Here is a 3,397-nt window from a genome sequence, read left to right on the forward strand (position 1 = left end):
AGGCCGGTGATCTCGGTGCCGCCGACCCAGATGCGTCCCGAGGTGACGGTGTCGAGACCGGCCAGGCAGTGCATCAGCGTCGACTTGCCCGAGCCGGAGGGGCCCATGATCGCGGTGAACACCCCCCGCTCGATGTCCACACTCACCCCGTCCAACGCCGAAACCCGCGTCTCGCCGGAGCCGTACGCCTTGACCACCTGGGCGGCCCGCGCGGCCACGGCCGAATGCCCCCCGCCACTCCCGATCCTGGGATCCACTACAGCCGATGTCACCGAAACTCGCCTCCGCTGGGAACGCACGTTGTCAACGCACACCACCCTGTCGTTCGGCTGCTCCGGCCACGATGGGGCGCGTCGCCGTTTCCGTGCGGGGGTTTACCCCACCCCCGAACCCCCGTCAGCCCCCGCACCGCCGGAACGCGCGCCCTCCCACCCGGCCGCGTACATGCGGGCGATGACCTCCTCGATGTCCGGCTCCCGCAGCGACAGATCGACCAGCGGATACTCCGCCGCCACCCGCGCCACCAGCGGAGCGGCGCTCCGCGCGGCGGGGAACGTCAACCACTGACGCGGCCCCGCCACCCGCACCACCCGCGCCCCCGGCACCTCGATCGCCGGCCGCTCCTCCGCCAGGTCCACGATCAACGTGCGCTCGCTCTCGCCCACCTCGCTCAGCCCCGCGAACGCCCCGTCGTACATCAGCCGCCCCCGGTCGATCACCATCACCCGGCTGCAGAGCTGCTCGATGTCGGTCAGGTCATGGGTGGTCAGCAGAACGGTCGTGCCCTTCTCCCGATTGAGGTCGCGCAGAAAGCCACGCACCTTGTTCCTGCTCACCACGTCGAGCCCGATCGTCGGCTCGTCCAGGTACAGCACTTCGGGATCGTGCAGCAACGCGGCCGCCACGTCCCCGCGCATCCGCTGCCCCAACGACAGCTGCCGCACCGGAACCTCCAGCAGCGGGCCCAGCTCCAGCAGCTCCACGCAGCGCTCCAGATTCGCGCGGAACCGCGCCGGCTCCACCCGGTACAGCCGCCGCATCAACTGGTACGAGTCGCCCAACGGCAGGTCCCACCAGAGCGTCGTCCGCTGCCCGAAGACCACCCCGATCCGCCGCGCCAGCGCCGTCCGCTGCCGCGCCGGATCGATGCCGGCCACCCGCAGCCGCCCGCCGCTCGGCGTCAGGATGCCCGTCAACATCTTGATCGTCGTCGACTTGCCCGCCCCGTTCGGCCCGATGTACCCCACCATCTCGCCCCGCCGCACCCGGAACGAGATCCCGTCCACCGCCCGCACCTCGCTCACCTCACGGCGCAGCAGCCCGGCGCGCTTCCGCACCCGGAAGACCTTCTCCAGGCGGTCGAGTTCGATCAGTGCCTCGCTCATCTCAACTCCCGGTGCTCCGATAGCTCCGCACCGCCGACCGCCACACCAGCGCGGTCAGCCCCGACAGGACCAGCGCCACCAGCGGCGACAGGAAGTCCACCCACCCCGGCAGCCCCAACGGATCGTCCCGTCCCAACAGCCGCAGCGCCGGCAGCCAGTTGACGAACGCGAGCGGCAGCACGAAGGTCACCCCCCGCACCAGCTCCCTCGGGAAGATCGTCGGCGGGTACTGCAACAACACCCCTCCGCCGTACGTGAACGCGTTCTGCACCTGCGCCGCGTCCTGCGCCCAGAACTGGAACGACGACCCCAGGACGAAGACCGCCCCGAAGATCACCGACCCCGACACCAGCATCATCACCAGCAGCGCCACGGCCCCCGCCGACCACTCCACGTCCACCCGGGGCAGCGCCCAGCCCAGCACCCCGAGCGCCTGGATCACCCGCCCCAGCCGGCGCAGCGCGAACCGGTCGGCCGCCACCTGCACGAAGATCGACACCGGACGCACCAGCAGCACGTCGAGCGAGCCGTCCCTGATCCGCTCCCCGACCCGCTCCACGTTCCCCAGCAGCAGGTCGGCCACCCCCAGCGCCAGGCTCGCGCTCCCGTAGAGCAGCGCCACCTCGGCCAGCCCGAAGCCGCCCAACGCGTCGACATGGGAGAACATCAGCAGCACCACGACGAAGTCCAGAAAGGTGATCGCCAGATTCGCCAGCGTCGTGATCAGGAACGAAGCCCGGTAGGTCAGCGACGAACGCACCCACATCCAGGCCACCAGGAAGAACGCCCGCGTCCCCTCAACCACCCTGGACCACCACCCGCCGCGTCGCCACCGACTGCAACCAGCGGCCCACCGCCAGCGCCGCCAGCGCCCACCCCAGTTGCAGGGCGAGGCCGGCGACCAGCCCCCACCCGACCCGCCGCTCCAGCAGCACGTCGGCCGGGATCTGCAACATCCCCGCCCATGGCAGCCACCGCACCACCTCGCCCAGCGCCCCGGGGAAGACGGTCAGCGGCAGCAGCATCCCGGAGAAGAACATCGAGACGACGGTGTTCACCGTGCTCGCGCCCACCCCGTCCATCATCCAGAACGTCGACAGCGCCACCAGGAAGCGCATCGCGAAGCTGATCACCACCGCGAGCACCACCGACACCAGGAACGACGCCCACACCCGCGGACTCAGGGGCAGCGCCAGGTCGAAGACCAGCGCCCCCACCGCGAGCGGCACCACCCCGCGCCCCAGCAGCTGGAACGCGGCCCGCCCCAGATCCGTCGCCAGCCACCACAGTTGGAGGTCGGCGGGACGGTAGAGGTCGATCGCCACGTCGCCGGTCCTGATCCGCTGCTGAAGCTCGGACTCGAAGCCGCCCCCCATCAGGGCCACCGAGGCCAACAGCGCCTGGCCCACCCAGACGAAGGTGAGCGCCTGCGCCTGCTCGTACCCGCCGAGCTGGGGGCGCTCGTGCCACAGAGCCATGAAGGCGTGCGCGAGGATGAGACCGAAGACGGTGTTGGTGAACACCCCGGCGGCGGTGGCGAGTCGGTAGGTCGCGTAGCGCCGGAAGCCGTATCCGGCGACGGAGCGGTACAGCGTCCACGACCCCATGGGCGCGACCCCCCGTTCCCCCGTGTGCGATCACCCGAAAAACGCCAAAGACACGCGAGTCTACGGCCGTTGCCACCGGCGGCGAGGGCACCCACCCGACCGCCGGGGCTCAACTTGACACCACCGATGGGGGTCCGTAGGGTCCTTCGAGCTTGCCCGGAGTGGAGCACTTCAGAAGCCGATTTGGATCGGCCGGAGAATTCCTCTACGGTTACGGGCGTCGCCGGAGGGCGCAAAACTCAACTCCCCCCGACGGAGGTCAAGTTCGAGAAATCGAGCGTGATAGAGTCGGGAACACAGCGAAGGGAAGCGCCCGGAGGGCCCTGAGAGGGGTTTGAAGGAAGCGTCCGTTCCTTGAGAACTCAACAGCGTGCCAAAAGTCAATGCCAGATTTTTGAGTTATTT

General features: G+C 69.7%; 4 protein-coding genes. All 4 read right to left on the minus strand.

The features are described from left to right. The coding region (locus tag CRP51_RS27865) for an ATP-binding cassette domain-containing protein (RefSeq protein ID WP_141514709.1) at window positions 1-272 on the minus strand (272 nt) is incomplete at its 3' end. Window positions 273-374: 102 nt separating this feature from the next. Continuing rightward, a complete protein-coding gene (locus tag CRP51_RS27870; protein ID WP_097234124.1) occupies window positions 375-1,385 on the minus strand; it encodes an ABC transporter ATP-binding protein in 1,011 nt (336 codons plus the stop codon). Window position 1,386: 1 nt separating this feature from the next. Next, on the minus strand, window positions 1,387-2,190 hold the full coding sequence (locus tag CRP51_RS27875; RefSeq protein WP_245880855.1) for an ABC transporter permease: 804 nt from the start codon (window positions 2,188-2,190) through the stop codon (window positions 1,387-1,389). Then, window positions 2,183-2,992 carry an ABC transporter permease gene (locus CRP51_RS27880; protein ID WP_097234125.1) on the minus strand — a complete coding sequence of 270 codons (810 nt, stop codon included), beginning with the start codon at window positions 2,990-2,992 and terminating at the stop codon, window positions 2,183-2,185. Before CRP51_RS27880 ends, CRP51_RS27875 begins: the two co-directional genes overlap by 8 nt. Between the last annotated feature and the right edge of the window lie 405 nt (window positions 2,993-3,397).

The sequence above is a fragment of the Streptomyces zhaozhouensis genome (genome assembly GCF_900230195.1).
Classification (GTDB): domain Bacteria; phylum Actinomycetota; class Actinomycetes; order Streptomycetales; family Streptomycetaceae; genus Streptomyces; species Streptomyces zhaozhouensis.

What these genes read in the sequence shown, in the direction of transcription:
- CRP51_RS27870 (WP_097234124.1), bottom strand. Translation starts at nt 1,385, where the DNA reads ATGAGCGAGGCACTGATCGAACTCGACCGCCTGGAGAAGGTCTTCCGG.
- CRP51_RS27880 (WP_097234125.1), bottom strand. Translation starts at nt 2,992, where the DNA reads ATGGGGTCGTGGACGCTGTACCGCTCCGTCGCCGGATACGGCTTCCGG.